We start from the raw sequence: 19,538 nt of genomic DNA, 5'->3' as shown, positions 1-19,538 counted from the left end.
TCGGTGCCGGCTGGCATCATCGGGCCTCGTGAAAACCGTTGCCGAAAACGCGCCCGAAGAGAAGCGACGCGCGCGGCGGATCCGGGTCAGTTCGATCGAGATCCTCTGCGCGGTGCTGCTCGTCGCGATCCTCGCGCAGGGCCGGTTGCAGGAGCTGTTCGACGTGCCCGCGCTGCGCACCGGGTCCACGGTGTTCGTGGCCGTGTGCGTGCAGGCGCTGCCGTTCCTCGTGCTGGGTGTGCTGATCAGCGGGGCGATCGCCGCGTTCGTGCCCGCGCGGGTGCTGCAACGTGTGCTGCCCCGGCGCGCCGGCGCGGCCGTGGGTGTCGCGGGGCTGGCGGGCGTGGCGCTGCCGGGGTGCGAGTGCGCGTCGGTGCCGGTGGCGCGGCGCCTGATCGGCCAGGGGGTGGCGCCGGCCGCGGCGCTCACGTTCCTGCTGGCGGCGCCCGCCGTGAACCCGGTGGTGCTGGTGGCCACGGCAGTCGCGTTCCCGGGCCGGCCGGAGATGGTGCTGGCGCGGTTCCTGGGGTCGCTCGCGACGTCGATGGTGATGGGCTGGATCTGGGCCCGCTGGGGCAAGCTCTCGTGGATCACCGAGCGCGCGCTGCGGCGGCTGCCCGACGTCGAGCCGGGGCAGCGGTGGAAGGTCTTCGCGGAGACGGCGCGCACGGACCTGGTCGAGGCCGGCGGGTTCCTCGTGCTGGGTGCGCTGATCTCGGCGACGCTCAACGTGCTCGTGCCCGCGAAGTGGTTCGGGGTGCTGGCGGACCAGGTCGTCCTCGGCGTGGTCGTGATGGCGGTGCTGGCCGTGGTGCTCGCGCTGTGCAGCGAGGCCGACGCGTTCGTGGCCGCGTCGCTGACGGCGGTGCCGCTGCTGCCGAAGCTGGTGTTCCTCGTGGTCGGCCCGGCGATCGACGTGAAGCTGTTCGCCCTGCAGGCCGGCACGTTCGGCAGGTCGTTCGCCGTGCGGTTCGCGCCGGTGACGTTCGTGGTCGCCCTCGCGTGCGCCACGGTGGTGGGCGCGCTGCTGCTCGGGGGTGCGCGATGAGGCGCGAGACGCAGAACGTGCTGCTGATCCTGCTCGGCGGGGCGCTGGTGAAGATCGCGGTCAACGGCGACTACCTGCGCTACGTGAAGCCCGCGCAGCAGCCGTGGATCATCGCGGGCGGCGTGGTGATGCTGGTGCTCGGTGTGGTCGCGATCCTTCGCGACCTCGTGGCGGCACGGGCCGCGGCGAAGGAGGCCGCGCGGGACGATCAGGTCGACGATGGTCACGGTCACGGTCATGGTCATGGTCACGGCCACGCGCATCCGGCGCGGTCGGCCTGGCTGCTCGTGGTGCCCGTGCTCGCGGTGTTCCTGGTGGCGCCGCCCGCGCTCGGCGCCGACTCGGTCACGCGCTCCGCCGCACGCGTGTCGCCGAGCGCCGCGACGACGTCGGCCGCCGCGTTCCCGCCGCTGCCGGCCGGGAAGGTCGTGGACCTGCCGGTGAACGAGGTCGTCACGCGCGCGGGCTGGGACGCCAACGGCACGATGAACGGCCGCACGATCGGCATGACCGGCTTCGTGGTCCACGAGGGCACCAGCACGCTGCTGGCGCGCCTGGTGATCAGCTGCTGCGCCGCGGACGCCGCGCCCGTCACCGTGCACCTCAAGGGCGGCGCGGCCGACCGGTTCCCGAGCGACACGTGGCTGCGGGTCTCCGGCACGGTCGTGCCCGGCACAGCGAACGAGAACAACGGGTACACACCCGATTTCGTGCCCGCGACCGTCGAGCGGATCACCGCGCCGAAGGACCCCTACGAGTACTGAGCGTGCGTCAGCCGGCGTGCTCGGCGCAGGTGCCGGTGATCTCCACGGTGTGGTTGATGTCGGAGAACCCGTGCTCCGACGCGATCTTCTCGGCCCAGCGCTCCACGGCGGGGCCCTCGACCTCCACCGTGCGCCCGCACACGCGGCACACGAGGTGATGGTGGTGGTGCGTGGAGCAGCGGCGGTAGATCGCCTCGCCGGAGTCGGTGCGCAGCACGTCGATCTCGCCGGCCTCCGACAGCGACTGCAGCGTGCGGTACACGGTGGTCAGGCCGATGCCGTCACCGCGTTTGCGCAGCTCGTCGTGCAGCTCTTGCGCCGAACGGAAGTCGTCGACCGTGCTGAGCAGGTCGACCACCGCCGCCCGCTGCCTGGTCGAACGGCGGCCGGGCACCGGGGCCGAGGGGGGCGGCGCCGAGTGGGGAGCCGAGGTCATGGTCACTTCCCTTCCTGCACGTGGGCGACCGCGTCGACGACGATGTGGGCCAGGTGGTCGTCCACCAGGCGGTACACGACTTCCCGGCCCCGGCGTTCGCCCTGCACCACGCCCGCCGTCTTCAGCACCCGCAGGTGCTGGCTGATCAGCGGCTGCGCGACGTCGAGGGCGTCCACCAGCTCGTGCACGCACCGGTCGGCCTCGCGCAGCTGCAGCACGATGGCGATCCGGACGGGGGCGGCGAGCGCGCGCAGCAGGTCACCGGCGTCGGCGAGCGCGCCGGCCGAATGACCGAGCGGGACGGCCGGGGCCGTGGCCGGCTCGGTCGCCGGCTCACCGGACGTGCCGGTGCCGCTCGAAAGAGCGCCGGTGCTGGCCGGTGCCATCGTTGCCTCCCCGCTGGTGCCGCGACCGGCCGTGGCCGGTGAAAATCCGAAGTCGGATGTCATTGTCGACAACGGTCACCGTCATCGTAGTGTTCCCCTCAGTGGCGCCCGGTGGTCACCGGTCCCTCACACCGGTCTAACCCGATCGGGTGAGTTCGTGAGTAATCGGCACTTCGGCTTCGCAACCGGTGGGCGACGGTGCAAGGTTGTCGCGGGGCGTTTCGTCGCTTCTCGTACGCTGACGACTCGCTGGGTGTGAGGCGAAGGCAGTGGGGAGACAATGACTCGTTTCGTGACGAAGGCGGCGATCCTGGCGGTGGCGGCGCTGCCCGCGCTGGCCCCGGTGGCCGCCGCGCAGACGACGCCGACCGTGAAGGCTGTGGACGAGAAGAGCGGCCCGGTGTCGTTCGCCAACGTGGCGTCTGTGCGGCTGGGTTCCGACCCGCAGCACGGCGGCTCGCTGATCACCGAGACGCAGCGCTCGCCGCTCACCCCCGGCCAGTCGAAGCTCTCGACCGACCGCGTGGCCGTGCCGAAGAACGACGGCGAGCGCTCGACGTTCGGCGGCAACTGGGAGATCGACCTCGGCAAGTTCGCCGACGCGAGCAAGAGCCCGTACCCGACCGGGATCGCGAGCCGGGACCACAACGTGGTCGCGGCGCTGCAGGCCACGAACGTGCCCACGGCCGTCGCCGAGACCAACTACGCGCTGCGCGACACCGCCCGCGCGAAGAACCGTCCGGTCGACGACACGATGCTGGTGCTCGAGAGCGCCCGCAGTGCGGCCGACTGCTCGGCCCCGAACAAGGTCACCGGCACCACCACGCTCACGCGGCTCTGGGTGCGCGGCGAGGACGACACGCTCAAGCAGGTCACGATGCCCGCGGGCGCGGCTTCGCTGAGCGTGAAGAACCTGCGCATGGGCGCGCCCCGGATCATCGACGGCTCCGATCCCACGAAGTCGCTGTCGGACGTGGTGGTGTCGCGGGTGTCCTCGTTCAACCAGCTGATCAAGCAGGACGGCTGGCGCAGCGGCGAGGCCACGGCCCAAGCCGGCTGGAACATCGACGTGACCACGCACCTGCGCAACGCCGACGACGTGGCGCTGCCCGACGTGCACACCACGCTGGTCCTCGGTGGCGTGAGCTGCTCGATCCCGCGGAACTTCGTTCCCGTGTCCGGGGGCAGCGGCAACGGCGCCACCGCGACGCAGCCGCCGGTGCCCACCGAGGTCCCGGCCGGCTACCTCGGCACCGCGGCCGCACCGCAGAGCGACTACCGGCTGCCGCTGGGCCTGGGGCTGCTCGTCGCGGGTCTGGCGTTCGGCGGGCTCGCGATCGGGCTGGGCCGCCGGCGCTTGGCGCGCTCGCGCGGCGAGTAGGTCCCCGTGGTGCGCACCGTGCTGACCGTCGTGTCGGCGGTGGTCGCCGTGCTCGCGCTGGCCGCGGGCGTGGTCGTGCTGACCTGGGGTCCCGCGCCCGTGCCCGCCGCCGCGGCGGAGCCACCGCCCGGCTCCCTGCCGGGGGAGGACGGCGCGCCCGCCGAACTGCCCTCCGATGGCGCGGCCGTCGGCGTGCAGCGGCCCGGCAGCGTGCGGCTGCCCGACGGGTCGGAGGCCCGGCTCGTGCGCACCGAGGTGACCCAGGACGGGATCCTGCCGATCCCGCGCGGCCTCGCCGATGCCGCGTGGTGGGGCGCTCGCCTCGGCGCGCCGCAGGGAGCGGCGGTGCTGTCCGGGCACGTGAACTGGGCCGGCACGAAGGGACCGTTCGACGCTCTGTGGCGCGTGCGCACCGGCGACAACGTGAGCATCGTCGACTCCTCCGGCGGCCGCTGGATCTACCGGGTGACCGGCGCGGCGACCCTGCGCAAGGAGCAGCTGCCCGCGCAGGCACCGCAGTGGTTCGCGCAGACCGGCCCGCACCGGCTCGTGCTCGTGACCTGCGGCGGCGACTACGTGGGTGGCACCGAGGGCTACGACGAGAACCGCATCGTCACGGCGGACCTGGTGGTCCGGCCCACCTGAGCGCGATCGCGTGCAACCCCCGCCGCGTCCCGCGGCATGTCTTCCTGCGCACGACACACCGGAGCAGGGAGCACGATGCAAGGGACACAGGAACGGCCCGCGAGGACGAAGTGGGTATGGGCCGCCGTCGGGGCCGTGGTGGTGGCGGCGCTCGTCGCCGTCCTCCTGATCTTCACCGGAAGGGATGAACCGAGTCTCGCGGGCGGGCCGGCCTCGGTGCCCGTGCCTGCGGCACCGTCGTCGGTTGCGGAGGGCCGGCAGGCGGACCCGGGGCGGCAACCCGGCACCGTGCTGCTGCCCGGCGGCGGCACCGCGAAGCTCGTGCAGGAACCGGTGGGCGACGACGGTGCCCTGGTGATCCCGCAGAGCCTCGCCGAAGCCGCGTGGTGGGGCTCGGGCCTGGGCGCCGACCACGGCGTCACGCTCTTCTCCGGCCACGTGAACTGGAAGGGCCGCACCGGGCCGTTCGACCAGCTGTGGCGGGTGAAGCAGGGCCAGACGGTGACGGTCACCGACACCTCCGGCGGCAGGTGGAGCTACCGCGTGGAGGAGGTCCGCACGATCCACAAGTCCGGGCTCGCCACCGAGTCGGCGAAGCTGTTTTCCCCGGACGGGCCCCACAAACTGGTGCTCGTGACGTGCGGCGGCGACTACGTCGGCCCCACCGTGGGCTACGACGACAACCGGGTCGTCACGGCGTCGCTGACCGGCCGGCCCTGAGCCCTGCTCACCTCGCCGGAAGCGTCGCGGGGGTGGCCGGATACGCTGAACCACCTAGTCCAACCGTCCCCGCATGCTTCCGGAGCGTGGAGTGCCCGCCAACACCATCGAAACCGTCGTCAGTCTGTGCAAGCAACGTGGCTTCGTCTTCCCGTCGGGAGAGATCTACGGCGGCACCAGGTCGGCGTGGGACTACGGGCCTCTCGGCGTGGAGCTGAAGGACAACATCAAGCGCCAGTGGTGGAAGACCATGGTGCAGGGCCGTGACGACGTGGTCGGTCTCGACTCGTCGGTGATCCTGCCGCGCCAGGTCTGGGTCGCGTCCGGGCACGTGAACGTGTTCACCGACCCGCTGATCGAGTGCCTGCACTGCCACAAGCGCTTCCGCGCCGACCAGCTCGCGGAGGAGTACCAGGCGCGCACCGGCAAGGAGACGTCGGAGCACGACCTGTCCGACGTGCCGTGCCCCAACTGCGGCACCCGCGGCCGCTACACCGCGCCGCGCGACTTCAACATGATGCTGAAGACCTACCTCGGCCCGGTCGAGTCCGAGGAGGGCCTGCACTACCTCCGCCCGGAGACCGCGCAGGGCATCTTCGTGAACTTCCTCAACGTGCAGAAGGCGACGCGCAAGAAGCCGCCGTTCGGCATCGGCCAGGTCGGCAAGTCGTTCCGCAACGAGATCACGCCGGGCAACTTCATCTTCCGCACGCGTGAGTTCGAGCAGATGGAGATGGAGTTCTTCGTCGAGCCGGGCGAGGACGAGACCTGGCACCAGTACTGGATCGACGAGCGCACCAAGTGGTACACGGACCTCGGCATCAAGCCGGAGAACCTGCGCCACTTCGAACACCCCAAGGAAAAGCTCTCGCACTACGCGAAGCGCACCGTCGACATCGAGTACCGGTTCGACTTCAACGCCGGCCAGGAGTGGGGCGAGCTCGAGGGCATCGCGAACCGCACCGACTTCGACCTCACCACGCACTCGAACCACTCGGGCGTGGACCTGTCGTTCTTCGACCAGGCCTCGGGCCAGCGCTACCGCCCGTTCGTGATCGAGCCGGCGGCGGGTGTGGGCCGCTCGATGATGGCCTTCCTCGTGGACGCCTACGACGAGGAACAGGTCCCCAACGCCAAGGGCGGCACCGACAAGCGCACCGTGCTCCACCTCGACCCGCGGCTCGCGCCGTTCAAGGCCGCGGTGCTGCCGCTCTCGCGCAACGCCGACCTCTCGCCCAAGGCGCGCGACCTCGCGGCCACCCTGCGCAAGCACTGGAACGTCGATTTCGACGACGCCCAGGCCATCGGCCGCCGCTACCGCCGCCAGGACGAGATCGGCACCCCGTACTGCGTCACCGTGGACTTCGACTCGCTCGAGGACCAGGCCGTCACGGTCCGCGAACGCGACACCATGACCCAGGAACGCATCGCGATCGACAAGGTCGAGGAGTACCTGGCGCCTCGCTTGCTGGGCTGCTGATTTTCTCTCTCGCGAACGGCCCTTCTCCGGTGATCGGGGAGGGGCCGTTTCGCGTTTGCGACGGACTTCCCCCCGCACTCACCCCTGACACCTGTCACGGTCACCTCGTGACGCTCGGCCTGCGAACGAAAGCCCCGCCGGCGGCAGGCTCAATCCCATGGAAACCACACAGGCCACCCGCGGAGCGCGGGACGTCGCGGCGGGGGCCGCCGTTCGGTTGAGCGGGTTGAGAAAGCACTACGGAGCCGTGAAGGCCGTGGACGGGGTCGAGCTGACGATCGCGCCGGGGGAGGTGGTGGCGTTGCTCGGGCCGAACGGCGCGGGCAAGTCGACCGCCGTCGACATGATCCTGGGGCTCAGCAAGCCCGACGCGGGGGAGGTCACGGTGTTCGGCAAGACGCCGGGCGACGCCGTGCGCGCCGGGATGATCGGGGCGATGCTGCAGGGCGGGGCGCTGCTGGAGGACCTGACCGTGCGCGAGACCGTGCGCATGGTCGCCAAGCTGCACCGCACGCCGATGCCGCTGGTGCAGGCGTTGCAGCGCGCGGGTGTCGAGGACATCGCCGACCGGCGGGCCAACAAGCTCTCCGGCGGGCAGAAGCAGCGGGTGCGCTTCGCCGTCGCGCTGGTGTCGGATCCCGATCTGCTCGTGCTGGACGAGCCGACGGCCGCGATGGACGTGGGGACGCGGCGCGAGTTCTGGAAGTCCATGTACTCCTTCACCGACAGCGGGCGCACCGTCCTCTTCGCGACGCACTACCTCGAAGAGGCCGAGGAGTTCGCGGACCGCGTGGTGCTCATGCGGTCGGGGCGCGTGGTCGCCGACGGGTCCGTGGCTCAGGTGCGCGCGCTGGCCGGCGGGCGCACCATCCGGGCCGTGCTGCCGGGCGCCACCGAACTGACCGAACGGCTCGTGGCGACGCTGCCGGCGGTCACCGAGTTCGAGCTGCGCGGCGAGCGCGTGGCGATCTCCAGCAGCGAGTCGGACGCCACGCTGCGTGCGTTGATGGCCGCCGTACCGGGGGTGCGCGACATCGAGATCAGCGCCGTCGGCCTGGAAGGTGCGTTCCTTTCCCTGACCGCAGAAGACAACCAGGAAGAAGCAGCCCGATGAACGCCTCCTACCTCGCCGTCGAGATCCGGCGGCTGTTCCGCTCGATGCGGTTCCTGATCTTCGTGGTCGCCTTCCCGGTGGTGATGTTCCTGTTGCAGGCAGGCGTCTTCACCAAAGCGAGCGACCCCGACCACGCCGCGGTGGTGGCCGTGGTGATGGTCAACATGATGGCGTTCGGCCTCTTCGCCGCGGCGACGACCAACGGCACGCGCCTGGCCGTCGAACGCGCCAGCGGCTGGCAAAGGCAGCTGCGCCTGACGCCGTTGTCGGGCGCCTCCTACCTCGGCGGCAAGGCGCTGGCCGGCCTGCTCGTGGGGCTGCCCGCGCTGCTGCTGGTGTCACTCGTCGCGATCTGGGTCGAGGGTGTGCACCTGGGCGGCGGCGACTGGTTGCGCGTGATCCTGGGCCTGTGGGTCGGCACCATCCCGCTCGTGCTGCTGGGCCTGCTGATCGGCCAGCTCGCGACGCCGGAGTCGATGCAGCCGATCTCCATGATCGTGATGCTGGGCATGGGCTTCCTCGGCGGCCTGTGGATCCCGCTGGAGGGCATGCCGGCGTGGATGCAGGACGTGTCGCAGCTGCTGCCCACCTACTGGCTGATCGGGCTGGTGCGCCCGGCCGTGACCAACGAGCTGCTCGTGAGCCTCCCGACCGCGATCGCGGTGCTGGCGGGCTGGACTGTGGTGCTCGGGGCGCTCGTGATCAGGCGTTACCGTAAGGACAGCGCCCGGGTCTGACCGGGACGGGAGGGAACCACGGTGCAGCGCACGAACGAAGAGCCCGCGTCGATCGCGGCCACGCGGTTCCGGTTCGCGTTGAACGACCGGGCCTCCTGGTGGGACGACCCGATGGTCGGCCACCGCGGCGGGCCCAACCGGATCGGCTGGCCGATCTTCGCGGTGCTCTTCCTGCTGCCGTTCCTGATCCCGGCCACGCGCGGGCTGGCCGGGAACTCCGACCCGATGTGGGCGCGGGTGCCGATGGGGGCGCTGTTCTACGGCTACGGCGCCTGCTACGTGGTGTTCCCGATCGTGTTCGGCAAGCCGACCCGGATCAAGCTCGTCTTCGGCACGGTGATGCTCGCCCTGGGCCTGCTCTCGACGCTGCTCACCGACGTCAGCCCCTACATCCTGCTCTACGCCACCGCCACACTCGCGTTCCTCTTCCCGGCCGGCTGGGCGGCGCTCCTCGACGCGCTCGCGTTCGGTGCCGTGGCGATCGTGCTGCTCGCCGGCGGCAAGATGAGCGCCGACGGCGGCGACCTGATCTCCGTCGCCTCGATCACGCTGGCGATGTTCTTCATGGCCAACCTGATCCGGGCCATCCGCCGGCTGGAGATGGCCAACAAGGAGATCGCCACCCTCGCCGTGGCCAACGAGCGCCAGCGCGTGGCCCGCGACCTGCACGACCTGCTGGGCCACAGCCTCACCACGATCACCGTGAAGGCCGGGCTGGCGCGCCGGGTGCTGGAGAGCTCCGGCGACGTCGGGCGCGCGGTCGAGGAGATCCGCGAGGTGGAGGGCCTCACCCGCAGCGCGCTGTCGGACGTGCGGCTGACCGTGTCGGAGTACCGCGAGGTGTCGCTGGCCGCTGAGCTGGCGGGGGCGCGCGCGGCGCTGCGGGCGGCGGAGATCGAGGCGGACCTGCCCTACGCCGTGGACAACGTGGCACCACAGCTGCAGAGCACGTTCGGCTACGTGCTGCGCGAGGCGATCACCAACGTGCTGCGGCATTCCGGCGCCGGGCGCGTGCGCGTGCGGCTGGGCCGCGACTGGCTCGAGATCGACGACGACGGCACGGGCGCCGAGGCCCAGCCGGGCAACGGGCTGCGCGGGCTCACCGAACGCCTCGCCGCGGCCGGGGGCACGCTGCGCAGCGGGCCGCGGCCCGGGGAAGGATGGGTGGTCCGGGCCGAGATCCCGGATCCCGAGCCGACGGCCGTCCCGGTCGCGCGGACCGAACCCGCCGGAGGACTCGCGTGATCCGCGTACTGCTGGCCGACGACCAGGCGATGGTGCGCGGCGCGCTCGCGACCGTGCTGGGGCTCGAATCCGACATCGAGGTCGTCGCGCAGGTCGGGTCGGGCGACGAGGTGCTGGCGGCGGCGAAGGAGTCGGCGCCCGACGTCGCCCTGCTCGACGTGCAGATGCCCGGCAAGGACGGCCTCGCCGCGGCCGCCGAGCTGCACACCGCGTTGCCCTCGTGCCGCGTGATCATCTGCACGACGTTCGGCCGGCCCGGGTACCTTGCGCGCGCGATGGCCGCGGGGGCTTCGGGGTTCGTGGTGAAGGACGCGCCGCCGGAGCAGCTCGTGGAGGCCGTCCGTCGCGTCCACAGTGGACTGCGCGTGGTGGATCCGGCGCTGGCGGCCGAATCGCTGGCCACCGGGGCGAGCCCGCTCACCGGGCGCGAGCGCGAAGTGCTGTCGACGGCTCGCGACGGCAGCACCGTGGCCGACATCGCGAAGGCGCTGTTCCTCTCGGAAGGCACTGTGCGCAACCACCTTTCGGCCGCGATCGGCAAGACGGGCGCCCGCACGCGCGCCGAGGCCGTGCGGCTGGCGGAGGAGCGAGGCTGGCTGTGACCCGGGGTGTGCGGTTCTGAAAAGATGGCGGGCATGAGGACACCACCGACGGCGGCGAACTGGCTGCGCCGCATCGCGTTCGGCGCGGTGCTCGTGGTGCTCGCCGTGGTCGGGGGCACGGCGTTTCGCGTGTGGCAGGTGGCGCGGGAGAACGACCGCACGCCGGCCGACGTGATCGTGGTGCTGGGGGCCGCGCAGTACAACGGCAAGCCGTCGGACATTTTCTCGGCGCGGCTGGAGAAGGCGCGCCAGCTCTACGACGCGGGCGTCGCGAAGACGATCGTCACGGCGGGGGGCAAGCGGGCGGCCGACAACTTCACCGAGGCGGCCGCCGGGGCGCGCTGGCTGACGCAGCACGGCGTGCCGGCGTCGGCGACGCTGGCGGTGGGCGAGGGCAGCGACACGCTGCGGAGTCTGCGGGCCGTCGCCGACAAGGTGCAGGCGCGCGGCTGGCACACGGCGGTGCTCGTGAGCGACCCGTGGCACTCCTACCGCGCGCGGACGATGGCGGCCGACCTCGGGCTCGACGCGTGGACCGCGCCGACGCACAGCGGCCCGATCGTGCAGGAACGCGTGACCCAGGTCCGCTACATCTTCCGCGAGACGGGTGCGCTGCTGTTCTACGAGCTCACGAACTCGCCGGCCGACGAGCTGTTCGACACCTTCATGGGCTGATCTTTCCGTCGGTTCTGTCGGGGGTCGCGTTTAGGCTGGGCCTCGTGAGCGACGGGTACTCCGAGTACGACCGCGCCCGGGTGCTGGCCGAGCCACCCAAGGGTGCGGCGCTGGCCGGCGCGCGGCCCGACGGGCGCAGCGATTTCGCGCGCGACCGCGCCCGCGTGCTGCATTCGGCCGCGCTGCGCCGGCTGGCGGGCAAGACGCAAGTGGTGGGCCCCGGCGAAGGCGCCGAGGTCAGCGGCGTGCCGCGCACGCGGCTCACGCATTCGCTGGAGGTCGCGCAGATCGGCCGCGGGATCGCCGAGGAGCTGGGCGCCGACCCGGACCTCGTCGACACGGCCGGGCTCGCGCACGACATCGGGCATCCGCCGTTCGGGCACAACGGCGAGCGCGCGCTCGACGAGGTGGCCCAGGCGTGTGGCGGGTTCGAGGGCAACGCGCAGACGTTGCGCATCCTCACCCGCCTCGAACCCAAGGCCCTGGACGACACCGGCGCGGTGGTGGGCCTGAACCTCACGCGTGCGTGCCTCGACGCGACCACGAAGTACCCCTGGCCGCGCCGTCCGGGGCAGCAGAAGTACGGCGTCTACCCCGACGACGTGCCGGTGTTCGACTGGGTGCGCGCCGGCGCCCCCGGCGAGCGGCGGTGCCTTGAGGCCCAGATCATGGACTGGTCCGACGACGTGGCGTACTCCGTCCACGACGTCGAGGACGGTGTCCTGGCGGGCCGCATCTCGCTGAGCGTGCTGGCCGACTCGGAGGAACGCGCCGCCGTCGCCGAAGCCGCCGCGCGCCACTTCTCCACCTTGTCGGCGTCCACTTTGGAGGGCGCGGCCAAGGAGCTGCTCGACCTGCCCGTGGTTTCGTCCCTGGTGCGCACCGCTCCGGACGGCTCGCTGCGTGCCCAGGTGGCGTTGAAGCGCCTCACGAGCGAACTGGTGGGCCGCTTCGCCTCCGCTGCGGTCACCGGCACCCGCGGCGTCTACGGCGAGGGCCCGCTCCTCCGCTACGGCGCCCGCTTGGCCGTCCCGGATCAGGTCGCGGCCGAGGTCGCGCTCCTCAAGGCCCTGGCCCTGCGCTACGTCATGAGCGACCGCCGCCGCCTCGCGATGCAGGACGGGCAGCGGGAGCTGATCGCGCAGCTGGTGGCCGCCTTGGGGCGGCGGGCGCCGGAGTCCCTGGATCCGCTGTTCGTGCCGCCGTGGGAGGCCGCGGGTGACGACGCGGCTCGGTTGCGGGTGGTGGTGGATCAGGTCGCGTCGCTGACGGACGCGCAGGCGCATGAATGGCACCGGTGGCATGTGGGGCGGCACGCCTGAGGGCCGGCGTCCGCATCCGCCCCGCTCAGCGCCACCCTCGACCTCCGGGCGCGGCCGCGCGAACCTCGCGGGCCGTCTTCGGGAGGTGCGCTGAACCTTCGGGTGATCGGTTCCGTGCCGCGTGGACCACTCGGTCGGGTACGGTCGCCGCATGGCGGTGGACAGCCACTTGGACTTCATGCTTGCCCTGGGGCGCGTTGCGGCGGCCGGCGGGGGTGACGCGTGTTTTTCGCCGTACTCGGCGGCCAGCGCGTTGGGGATGGCGGCGAGGGCGGCCCGCGGGGCGACCGCGGAGGAGCTGCGCGAGCTCCTGGCAGGTGCACGCGATCTCGACGAGCACGCGACCGTGCTGCGCGAAGCCGCCCAGCTCGGCGACGAAGCGGAACTCGCCGTGGCCAACACGTTGTGGGCGTCGGACGAGATCGAAGTCGAGGGCGGTTTTCTCGGGGAGCTCGTGGCGTGGCCCGGGGGCAAAGCCGAGACCGCGCCGTTCGCCACCGATCCCGAGGCGGCGCGCGGGCTGATCAACAGCGACGTCGACCGGACGACGAACGGGCTGATCCCGGAGCTGCTCGCGGCCGGGGCGATCAGCGCCGACACCCGCGCGAGCCTCGTCAACGCGCTCTACCTCAAGACCGCCTGGCGCCACCCGTTCCCGGCCGGCGCCACCGCCGACGCGGACTTCCACAGCCCGGACGGCACCCGCCGCGTCAAGACCATGCGGCTGGAAGAGACCGTCGGCTACCACCACGCCGACGGGTGGCAGGTCGTGAGCCTCGCGGCGCAGGGTGGCGTCGAGGCCGTGGTGCTGCTGCCCGACGGCGACCTCGGCCCCGCCGAGGCGGCGCTCGACACCACGCGCCTCAAGCACCTCCTCGACGGCCCGAGCCGCCGCAAGGTCAGGCTCAGCCTGCCGAAGATCGAGCTCGACCTGCGCACCGACCTCGACGGGGCGCTCCAGACGCTGGGCGTGCGCGAGCTGTTCACCCCCGACGCCGACCTCACCGGCCTCACGGACACGCGCCCGCTGTGGGTCGACAGCGTGGTGCACCAGGCTGTGCTGCGCCTCGACGAGCAAGGGCTCGAAGGCGCGGCCGCCACGGCGATCCAGATGCGCACGATGTCCATGGCCACGGAAAAGCCGCTGGAAGTCGCCGTGGATCGGCCGTTCCTCCTGCTCGTGCGGCACGCCGGCACCGGCGCGGTGTACTTCTTCGCGCGGGTGGTGCGCCCGTAGTGAGCCTTTTCCAACCGGACGCGAGGACTGAGCTCATCCCCGTCGTCCCCGGTCCGGACGTGCCCGCCGCACCGCCGCGGATGCGCCGGTCCTGGTCGGACGCCGGCATCGTCGCCGCGTACCTCGCGTTCGCCTTCGTCCTCTACAGCGGCCTGTGGGCGGACCTCGGCACGGGGTACCTGTGGAACAGCGCGTCGGACCAGAACCTGTGGGAGTGGTTCTTCGACGTCACCGCGAACTCCGTGTTGCACCTGCAGAACCCGCTGAACTCTGGCCTGCAGAACCACCCGCTCGGCGTGAACATGATGGCCAACACGGCCATGCTCGGCGTCGGGATCCCGCTCACGCCGATCACACTCGCGTTCGGGCCCACGGTGACCTGGGCGATCGTGCTCACCGGCAGCCTCGCCGGCACCGCGGCCGCCTGGTACTGGGTGTTCTCGCGCCACCTGGTGCGCTACCGCGCCGCGGCGGCGATCGGGGGCGCGGTCGCCGGCTTCGCCCCCTCGATGATCTCGCACGGCAACGCGCACCCGAACTTCGTCGCGTGGTTCGTGATGCCGTTCCTGGCGCTCAAGGTGATCCACCTGGCGCAGGGCCGCAAGGTCGTGCGCAACGGGATCTGGCTCGGCGTGCTCACCGCGTACCAGATCTTCCTCGGTGAAGAGCCGCTGCTGATCTTCGCGCTGGGTTTCGTGATCTTCGCCGTGGCCTACCTCGTGTCCCGTCCGCGGGAGATCAAGGCGATGGTGCGCCCGCTGCTGCTCGGCGGCGGGCTGGCCGTGGTGATCACCGGTGTGCTGGTGGCGTTCCCGCTGTGGTGGCAGTTCTTCGGGCCGCAGAGCTACTCCGGGCTGGCACACGGCCAGGCCGGCAACGACCTCGCCGCGTTCACGCGCTTCGCCACGCAGTCGATCGCCGGGCAGCCCGAGGCGGCCGCCGACGTGTCGATCAACCGCACCGAGGAGAACGCGTTCTTCGGCTGGCCGCTCATCGTGCTCATGGTCGTGGTCACGGTCTGGCTGTGGCGCGAGGTCGTGGCGCGCTCGCTCGCGATCTCGATGTTCCTCATGGCGTGGCTGTCGATGGGCGTCGAGCTCGTGGCGGTGCACGTGGACACCGGCGTGGCCGGGCCGTGGAAGCTGTTGGCCGACCTGCCGCTGTTCGAGTCGCTGCTGGAGTCGCGCCTGGCGATGGCGTGCGTGCCCGCGATCGGCGCGCTGCTGGCGATCGCGACCGAGCGCGTGTTCACCACCGCCGAGACGCTGCCCGAACCCGCCGACGGCAAGCACCGGTTGCCCCTGCGCCTGCTGTGGGTGGGCGCGGTGATCGCCGTGCTCCTCCCGATCGCCCCGACGCAGCTGCTGGTCAAGGACCGCCCCCCGACGCCGGCCTTCTTCGCCGACGGCACCTGGCGCACCTACGTGGCCCCCGGCGGCACCGTCGTGCCCGTGCCGTTGCCCGGCTCGGGCGAGTCCGAGCCGCTGCACTGGCAGATGGACGCCGGCCTGGGCTACGCGATGCCCGAGGGCTACTTCGTGGGCCCGAGCGGCCCCGACGACGACCGCGGTCGCTACGGCTCCTACCAGATGCCGACCTCGACCCTGCTCGACCGCGTCCGCGACTCGGGCCAGACCCAGACCGTCACCGACGCCGACCGCGACCAGACGATCAAGGACCTGCGCTACTGGAACGCGAGCGTGCTCGTCCTGATCCCCCGCGAGCACGCGGACGCCTACCGCGCCACCGTGGAGCTGCTGCTGCGCAAACCGGCGCAGTTCGTGGACGGCGTGTGGATCTGGGACGTGCGGGCGATCACCGGGCGCCGCTGACGTGCGTTGCCCGTGCCCGTGCCCGTGCTGCGGGCACCTCGTGTTCGAGGAAGGGCCGGGCTCGCACGCGGTCTGCCGAGTGTGCTTCTGGGAGGACGACGCGGTCCAGCTGCGATGGCCCGACCGGACCGGCGGGGCGAACCGCCCGTCGCTGATCGAGGCACAGCGCACGTACGCCGAACTCGGCGCGACGGAGTCCCGTTTCACCCGACTGGTGCGCGTGGCCGGCGCGGCCGGACCGCTCGACGACGGCTGGCGTCCGATCGACCTCGCCGTCGACGACTTCGAGCCGCGGGACGACCGCGGGGCGCCCTGGCCGGCCGACGGCACCGCGCTCTACTGGTGGCGACCGACCTTCTGGCGGCGCCGGTAGCCGTCACGGCATCGGCACCCGGCAGGCGTCGCCCGAGGTGAAGCCCTGGTCGGCGATGCCGAGGGCGCTGTTCATCCGCGCCCGGGAGTTCTCCAGCGCGATCTGGTAGGTGAGTTCGAGCACGCCGGCGCGGCCGAACTCGGCCTCCAGCTCGGCGACCTGCTCGTCGGTCACGCTCACCCGTGCGCCCGACATCGCGTCGGCGTAGGCGACGGCCAGCCGCTCGGCGCGGGTGAAGGCGGGGGAGGTCGCGTAGTCGTCGATGTCGCGCAGGCGCTCGATGTCCAGGCCTTCGTGGCGCTGCAGCATCGTGCCGAAGTCCACGCACCACGAGCAGCCGATGCGCGTGGCCACCCGGTACACCGCCAGCTCCCGCACGTTGGCCGGCAGCCGCTTCGAGGCCCTTTCGGCCAGCAGCTCGTGCACGACGGTCGTGCGCAGCAGCCCGGGGTGGTGCGCCACCACGGCCATCGGCTCGGGCACGGCGCCGAACCGCCGCCCGGCGAACCGGTAGAACAGCTTCAGCAGCGGACCGGACTCACTCGTGCGCTTGGCCGGGATGCGGGGCATGGTCGTCTCCTGTTCGTCGGTGCTGACGGAGGAACGAGGCGGCGCCCGCGGGTGTGACAGCTACGCGGGACGCGTGATGCGGGTGAGCTTGTCGGGGTTCACGATGTCGTAGATGGCCACGATGCGGCCGTCGCGCACGCTCATCGACTGCACGTGCTCGTCCACGGACAGGAACCCCGCGCGGCCCGGCATCGGCGGCAGCCACAGGCCGAGGTCGCCGTTGACGAGGATGGGCGCGCCGCGGGTCATCACGCCCGGTTCGTACTTCGAGATCAAGCCCAGGAAGAAGCGCGACAGCTTGTCGGCGCCCACCATGATCTGGCGCGTGGTGCGGCCCTTGCCGTCGGAGTCGCCGATGAGCACGACGTCGGGGTGCAGCACCTCGGCCATCGCCCGGATGTCGCCGGCGAGCAGGGCGGTCACGAAGCGCTCGAGCACCTGCTGCTGCTCGGCCAGCTCGGCGCGCGGCGGTGGGTCGGCGTGGTCGACGGTGCGCCGCGCCCGCGAGGCGTGCTGGCGGGCGGCTTCGGCCGTGACGCCGAGGATCTCGGCGATCTCGGCGAAGGGCAGCGAGAACGCGTCGTGCAGCACGAACGCCACGCGTTGCTCCGGCGTGAGCTTGTCGAGTACCACGAGCGCGGCCATGCGGATGCCGTCGTCGCGCACGGCGGCCTCCAGCGGGTCCTCGCTCACCGGCGCGCCGAGCGGCGTCACGATGGGTTCGGGCAGCCACTGGCCCACGTATTGTTCGCGCCGCGCCGGCGCCGAGCGCAGCCGGTCGAGGCAGATGCGGCCGACGACGGTGGTCAGCCAGGCCCGCAGGTCGCGGATGCCGGCGCGCCCGGCGTCGTCGAGCGCGGCCAGGCGCAGCCACGCCTCCTGCACGGCGTCCTCGGCGTCCGAGCGCGTGCTGGTGAGCCGGTAGGCCACCCCGATCAGGTGGCCGCGGCAGGCGGCGAACTCGTCCGCGAGGTCGTCGAGGGCGGTCGGTGTGCGCATGAGGCCGAGTGTGCCGCAAAGCCACCGGGGAGGGAGAACTATTGTGGATACCGTGGCAGGACGGATTCGGGAGAGCGACATCGCGGAGGTGCGTGAGCGCAACCGGATCGACGAGGTCGTGGGGGAGTACGTCGCGCTGCGGCGCGCCGGGGGCGGCAGCCTGAAGGGGCTGTGCCCGTTCCACAACGAGAAGACCCCGTCGTTCAACGTGCGCCCCACCCACGGCACGTTCCACTGCTTCGGCTGTGGCGAGGGCGGCGACGTCATCAAGTTCATCCAGAAGATCGACCTCGTCTCGTTCGTCGAGGCGGTCGAGCGGCTGGCGGACCGCGTCGGCATCCGGCTGAACTACGAGGGCGGCGGCGGGAGCGTGCAGCGCGACCGCGGCACCCGTTCGCGGCTGATCGAGGCGCACCGGGCGGCGAGCGAGTTCTACATCGAGCAGCTGGTCACCGACGAAGCGCGCCCGGCGCGCGACTTCCTGTCCGGGCGCGGCTTCGACGCCGCCGCGGCCAAGCAGTTCGGCTGCGGCTACGCCCCGGGCGGCTGGGACAAGCTGACGAAGCACCTGCTCAACCGCGGCTTCGAGGTCAAGGAGCTGATCGCTTCGGGGCTGTCCAAGGAGGGCCAGCGCGGCCCGATGGACCGCTTCCACCGGCGGCTGGTGTGGCCGATCCGCGACGTCGGCAACGACGTGGTGGGCTTCGGCGCGCGGCGGTTGTTCGACGACGACCGCATCGAGGCGAAGTACCTCAACACCGCCGAAACCCAGATCTACAAGAAGTCGCAGGTCATGTTCGGCCTCGACCAGGCCAAGCGCGAGATCGCGAAGCGCCACCAGGTCGTGGTGGTCGAGGGCTACACCGACGTGATGGCGATGCACGCCGCCGGGGTGCCCACGGCCGTGGCGTCGTCGGGCACGGCGTTCGGCGAGGACCACATGAAGGTGCTGCGCCGGCTGATGATGGACGACGACGCGTTCCGCGGCGAGATCATCTTCACCTTCGACGGTGACGAGGCGGGCCAGAAGGCCGCGCTGAAGGCGTTCGAGGGTGACCAGACCTTCGCCGGGCAGACCTACATCGCGGTGGCGCCCGACGGCATGGACCCGTGCGACCTGCGTATCGCGAAGGGCGACGCGGCGGTGAAGGACCTCGTAGCGCGCCGCACGCCGCTGTTCGAGTTCGTGATCAAGAGCACGCTCAAGCAGTTCGACCTCGACTCCGTCGACGGCCAGGTCGCCGCGCTGCAGAAGACGGTGCCGATGGTCGCGGCCATCAAGGACCGCGCGAGCCGCGACGGGTACGCCTCGAAGCTCGCCTGGTGGGTCGGCTGGCAGGACGTGGCACAGGTCGTGAACCGCGTGCGCGGCGCGGCCGGGGCGACGGCCAAGCGCGGCGGCCCGACGCCGCAGCTGCGTCAGCCCGCTTCGCGGCAGGCCGCCAATCCGGAGCCGGCCGCCGCCGACAAGCAGGACCTGCCGAGGCCCGCCCCGAACGACCCGCGGTTCATCGGGCAGCGCGAGGCGCTCAAGGCCGCGCTGCAGCAGCCCGCGATCGCCGGGCCCGAGTACGACTCGCTGCCGGAGGAGGCGTTCACGCACCCCGTGTACGTCGCCGTGCACCTGGCGCTGCTGAAGGCCGGCGGCGCCGCTTCGGGGCTCACCGGCTCGGCCCTGCTCGACGCGGCCACGCAGCACTGTCCGGAAGGGACGGTGCGGCGGGTGCTGAGCGAGCTGGCCGTGGAACCGTTGCGCGCCTTGGGGGAAGTGGACTCGCGCTACATCTCCGGTGTGCTCGCGGGTGTGCAGGAAAGCCTCGTGGGCCGGCAGATCGCCGAGATCAAGTCGAAGCTGCAACGGCTGTCGCCGGTCGAGGCGCCCGACGACTACCGCGCGCTCTTCGGCGACCTCGTGGCACTGGAGCAGTACCGCAAGTCGCTGCGCGAGCAGGCCGCGTCCGGATGGGACTGA

The 19,538-nt window shown here is 71.9% G+C and carries 20 protein-coding genes; 16 read left to right on the top strand and 4 right to left on the bottom strand.

Annotated features, from left to right (window positions below):
- The first annotated feature begins 28 nt into the window (after positions 1–28).
- Both ACWEOE_RS37145 and ACWEOE_RS37140 read left to right on the top strand, forming a co-directional pair.
- Positions 29–1,048 (top strand): permease, encoded by a 1,020-nt coding sequence (locus tag ACWEOE_RS37145; protein ID WP_452017668.1) that lies wholly within the window; start codon positions 29–31, stop codon positions 1,046–1,048.
- Complete coding sequence (locus tag ACWEOE_RS37140; protein WP_452017666.1) at positions 1,045–1,812, top strand: TIGR03943 family putative permease subunit; 768 nt, start codon at positions 1,045–1,047, stop codon at positions 1,810–1,812. The genes ACWEOE_RS37145 and ACWEOE_RS37140 overlap by 4 nt, the downstream gene beginning before the upstream one ends.
- 7 nt (positions 1,813–1,819) lie before the next feature.
- On the opposite strand, the gene ACWEOE_RS37135 is transcribed toward ACWEOE_RS37140, so the two are convergent.
- Both ACWEOE_RS37135 and ACWEOE_RS37130 read right to left on the bottom strand, forming a co-directional pair.
- Positions 1,820–2,248: a Fur family transcriptional regulator gene (locus tag ACWEOE_RS37135; RefSeq protein ID WP_452017664.1), complete on the bottom strand. Its 429-nt coding sequence runs from the start codon at positions 2,246–2,248 to the stop codon at positions 1,820–1,822.
- 2 nt (positions 2,249–2,250) lie between these two features.
- Positions 2,251–2,634 carry an ArsR/SmtB family transcription factor gene (locus ACWEOE_RS37130; protein ID WP_452017662.1) on the bottom strand — a complete coding sequence of 128 codons (384 nt, stop codon included), beginning with the start codon at positions 2,632–2,634 and terminating at the stop codon, positions 2,251–2,253.
- A 280-nt stretch (positions 2,635–2,914) separates the two neighbouring features.
- Between ACWEOE_RS37130 and ACWEOE_RS37125 the strand changes: the two genes are divergently transcribed.
- The 13 genes from ACWEOE_RS37125 (at position 2,915) to ACWEOE_RS37065 (ending at position 15,997) form a co-directional block, all read left to right on the top strand.
- Positions 2,915–4,015: a hypothetical protein gene (locus ACWEOE_RS37125; protein ID WP_452017660.1), complete on the top strand. Its 1,101-nt coding sequence runs from the start codon at positions 2,915–2,917 to the stop codon at positions 4,013–4,015.
- A 6-nt stretch (positions 4,016–4,021) separates the two neighbouring features.
- The gene (locus ACWEOE_RS37120) at positions 4,022–4,660 is read left to right on the top strand and encodes a class F sortase (RefSeq protein WP_452017658.1); all 639 of its coding nucleotides are present in this window, start codon (positions 4,022–4,024) and stop codon (positions 4,658–4,660) included.
- Between the two features lie 75 nt (positions 4,661–4,735).
- Entirely contained in the window at positions 4,736–5,380 is a 645-nt protein-coding gene (locus tag ACWEOE_RS37115; protein WP_452017656.1) for a class F sortase, read from the top strand.
- Positions 5,381–5,471: 91 nt separating this feature from the next.
- The gene (locus ACWEOE_RS37110) at positions 5,472–6,860 is read left to right on the top strand and encodes a glycine--tRNA ligase (RefSeq protein ID WP_452017724.1); all 1,389 of its coding nucleotides are present in this window, start codon (positions 5,472–5,474) and stop codon (positions 6,858–6,860) included.
- A gap of 157 nt (positions 6,861–7,017) precedes the next feature.
- Complete coding sequence (locus ACWEOE_RS37105) at positions 7,018–7,974, top strand: ABC transporter ATP-binding protein (RefSeq protein WP_452017654.1); 957 nt, start codon at positions 7,018–7,020, stop codon at positions 7,972–7,974.
- Positions 7,971–8,711, top strand: coding sequence for an ABC transporter permease (locus ACWEOE_RS37100; RefSeq protein ID WP_452017652.1), 741 nt, complete (start codon positions 7,971–7,973; stop codon positions 8,709–8,711). The genes ACWEOE_RS37105 and ACWEOE_RS37100 overlap by 4 nt, the downstream gene beginning before the upstream one ends.
- A gap of 111 nt (positions 8,712–8,822) precedes the next feature.
- Positions 8,823–9,956 (top strand): sensor histidine kinase, encoded by a 1,134-nt coding sequence (locus tag ACWEOE_RS37095; protein WP_452017722.1) that lies wholly within the window; start codon positions 8,823–8,825, stop codon positions 9,954–9,956.
- Complete coding sequence (locus ACWEOE_RS37090; RefSeq protein ID WP_452017650.1) at positions 9,953–10,558, top strand: response regulator; 606 nt, start codon at positions 9,953–9,955, stop codon at positions 10,556–10,558. Before ACWEOE_RS37095 ends, ACWEOE_RS37090 begins: the two co-directional genes overlap by 4 nt.
- Positions 10,559–10,591: 33 nt before the next feature.
- A complete protein-coding gene (locus ACWEOE_RS37085; RefSeq protein WP_452017648.1) occupies positions 10,592–11,233 on the top strand; it encodes a YdcF family protein in 642 nt (213 codons plus the stop codon).
- A 44-nt stretch (positions 11,234–11,277) separates the two neighbouring features.
- Positions 11,278–12,555, top strand: a complete 1,278-nt coding sequence (locus ACWEOE_RS37080; RefSeq protein WP_452017646.1) for a deoxyguanosinetriphosphate triphosphohydrolase — start codon at positions 11,278–11,280, stop codon at positions 12,553–12,555.
- 151 nt (positions 12,556–12,706) lie between these two features.
- Entirely contained in the window at positions 12,707–13,792 is a 1,086-nt protein-coding gene (locus tag ACWEOE_RS37075; protein WP_452017644.1) for a serpin family protein, read from the top strand.
- Complete coding sequence (locus ACWEOE_RS37070; RefSeq protein ID WP_452017642.1) at positions 13,792–15,624, top strand: glycosyl transferase; 1,833 nt, start codon at positions 13,792–13,794, stop codon at positions 15,622–15,624. The genes ACWEOE_RS37075 and ACWEOE_RS37070 overlap by 1 nt, the downstream gene beginning before the upstream one ends.
- Before the next feature lies 1 nt (position 15,625).
- Complete coding sequence (locus ACWEOE_RS37065; protein ID WP_452017640.1) at positions 15,626–15,997, top strand: CPCC family cysteine-rich protein; 372 nt, start codon at positions 15,626–15,628, stop codon at positions 15,995–15,997.
- A gap of 3 nt (positions 15,998–16,000) precedes the next feature.
- Here ACWEOE_RS37065 and ACWEOE_RS37060 read toward each other — a convergent pair whose 3' ends face one another.
- The gene (locus ACWEOE_RS37060; RefSeq protein ID WP_452017638.1) at positions 16,001–16,567 is read right to left on the bottom strand and encodes a carboxymuconolactone decarboxylase family protein; all 567 of its coding nucleotides are present in this window, start codon (positions 16,565–16,567) and stop codon (positions 16,001–16,003) included.
- A 60-nt stretch (positions 16,568–16,627) separates the two neighbouring features.
- The gene (sigJ, locus tag ACWEOE_RS37055; RefSeq protein WP_452017636.1) at positions 16,628–17,566 is read right to left on the bottom strand and encodes an RNA polymerase sigma factor SigJ; all 939 of its coding nucleotides are present in this window, start codon (positions 17,564–17,566) and stop codon (positions 16,628–16,630) included.
- On the opposite strand from sigJ, the gene dnaG reads away from it, so the two are divergent.
- Positions 17,565–19,538, top strand: coding sequence for a DNA primase (gene dnaG, locus ACWEOE_RS37050; protein ID WP_452017634.1), 1,974 nt, complete (start codon positions 17,565–17,567; stop codon positions 19,536–19,538). The genes sigJ and dnaG overlap by 2 nt on opposite strands.

This window comes from Amycolatopsis sp. NPDC004368 (assembly GCF_053602515.1).
Note: the sequence above shows the minus strand (reverse complement) of the source record. Positions and strands in the feature narration are given on the sequence as shown.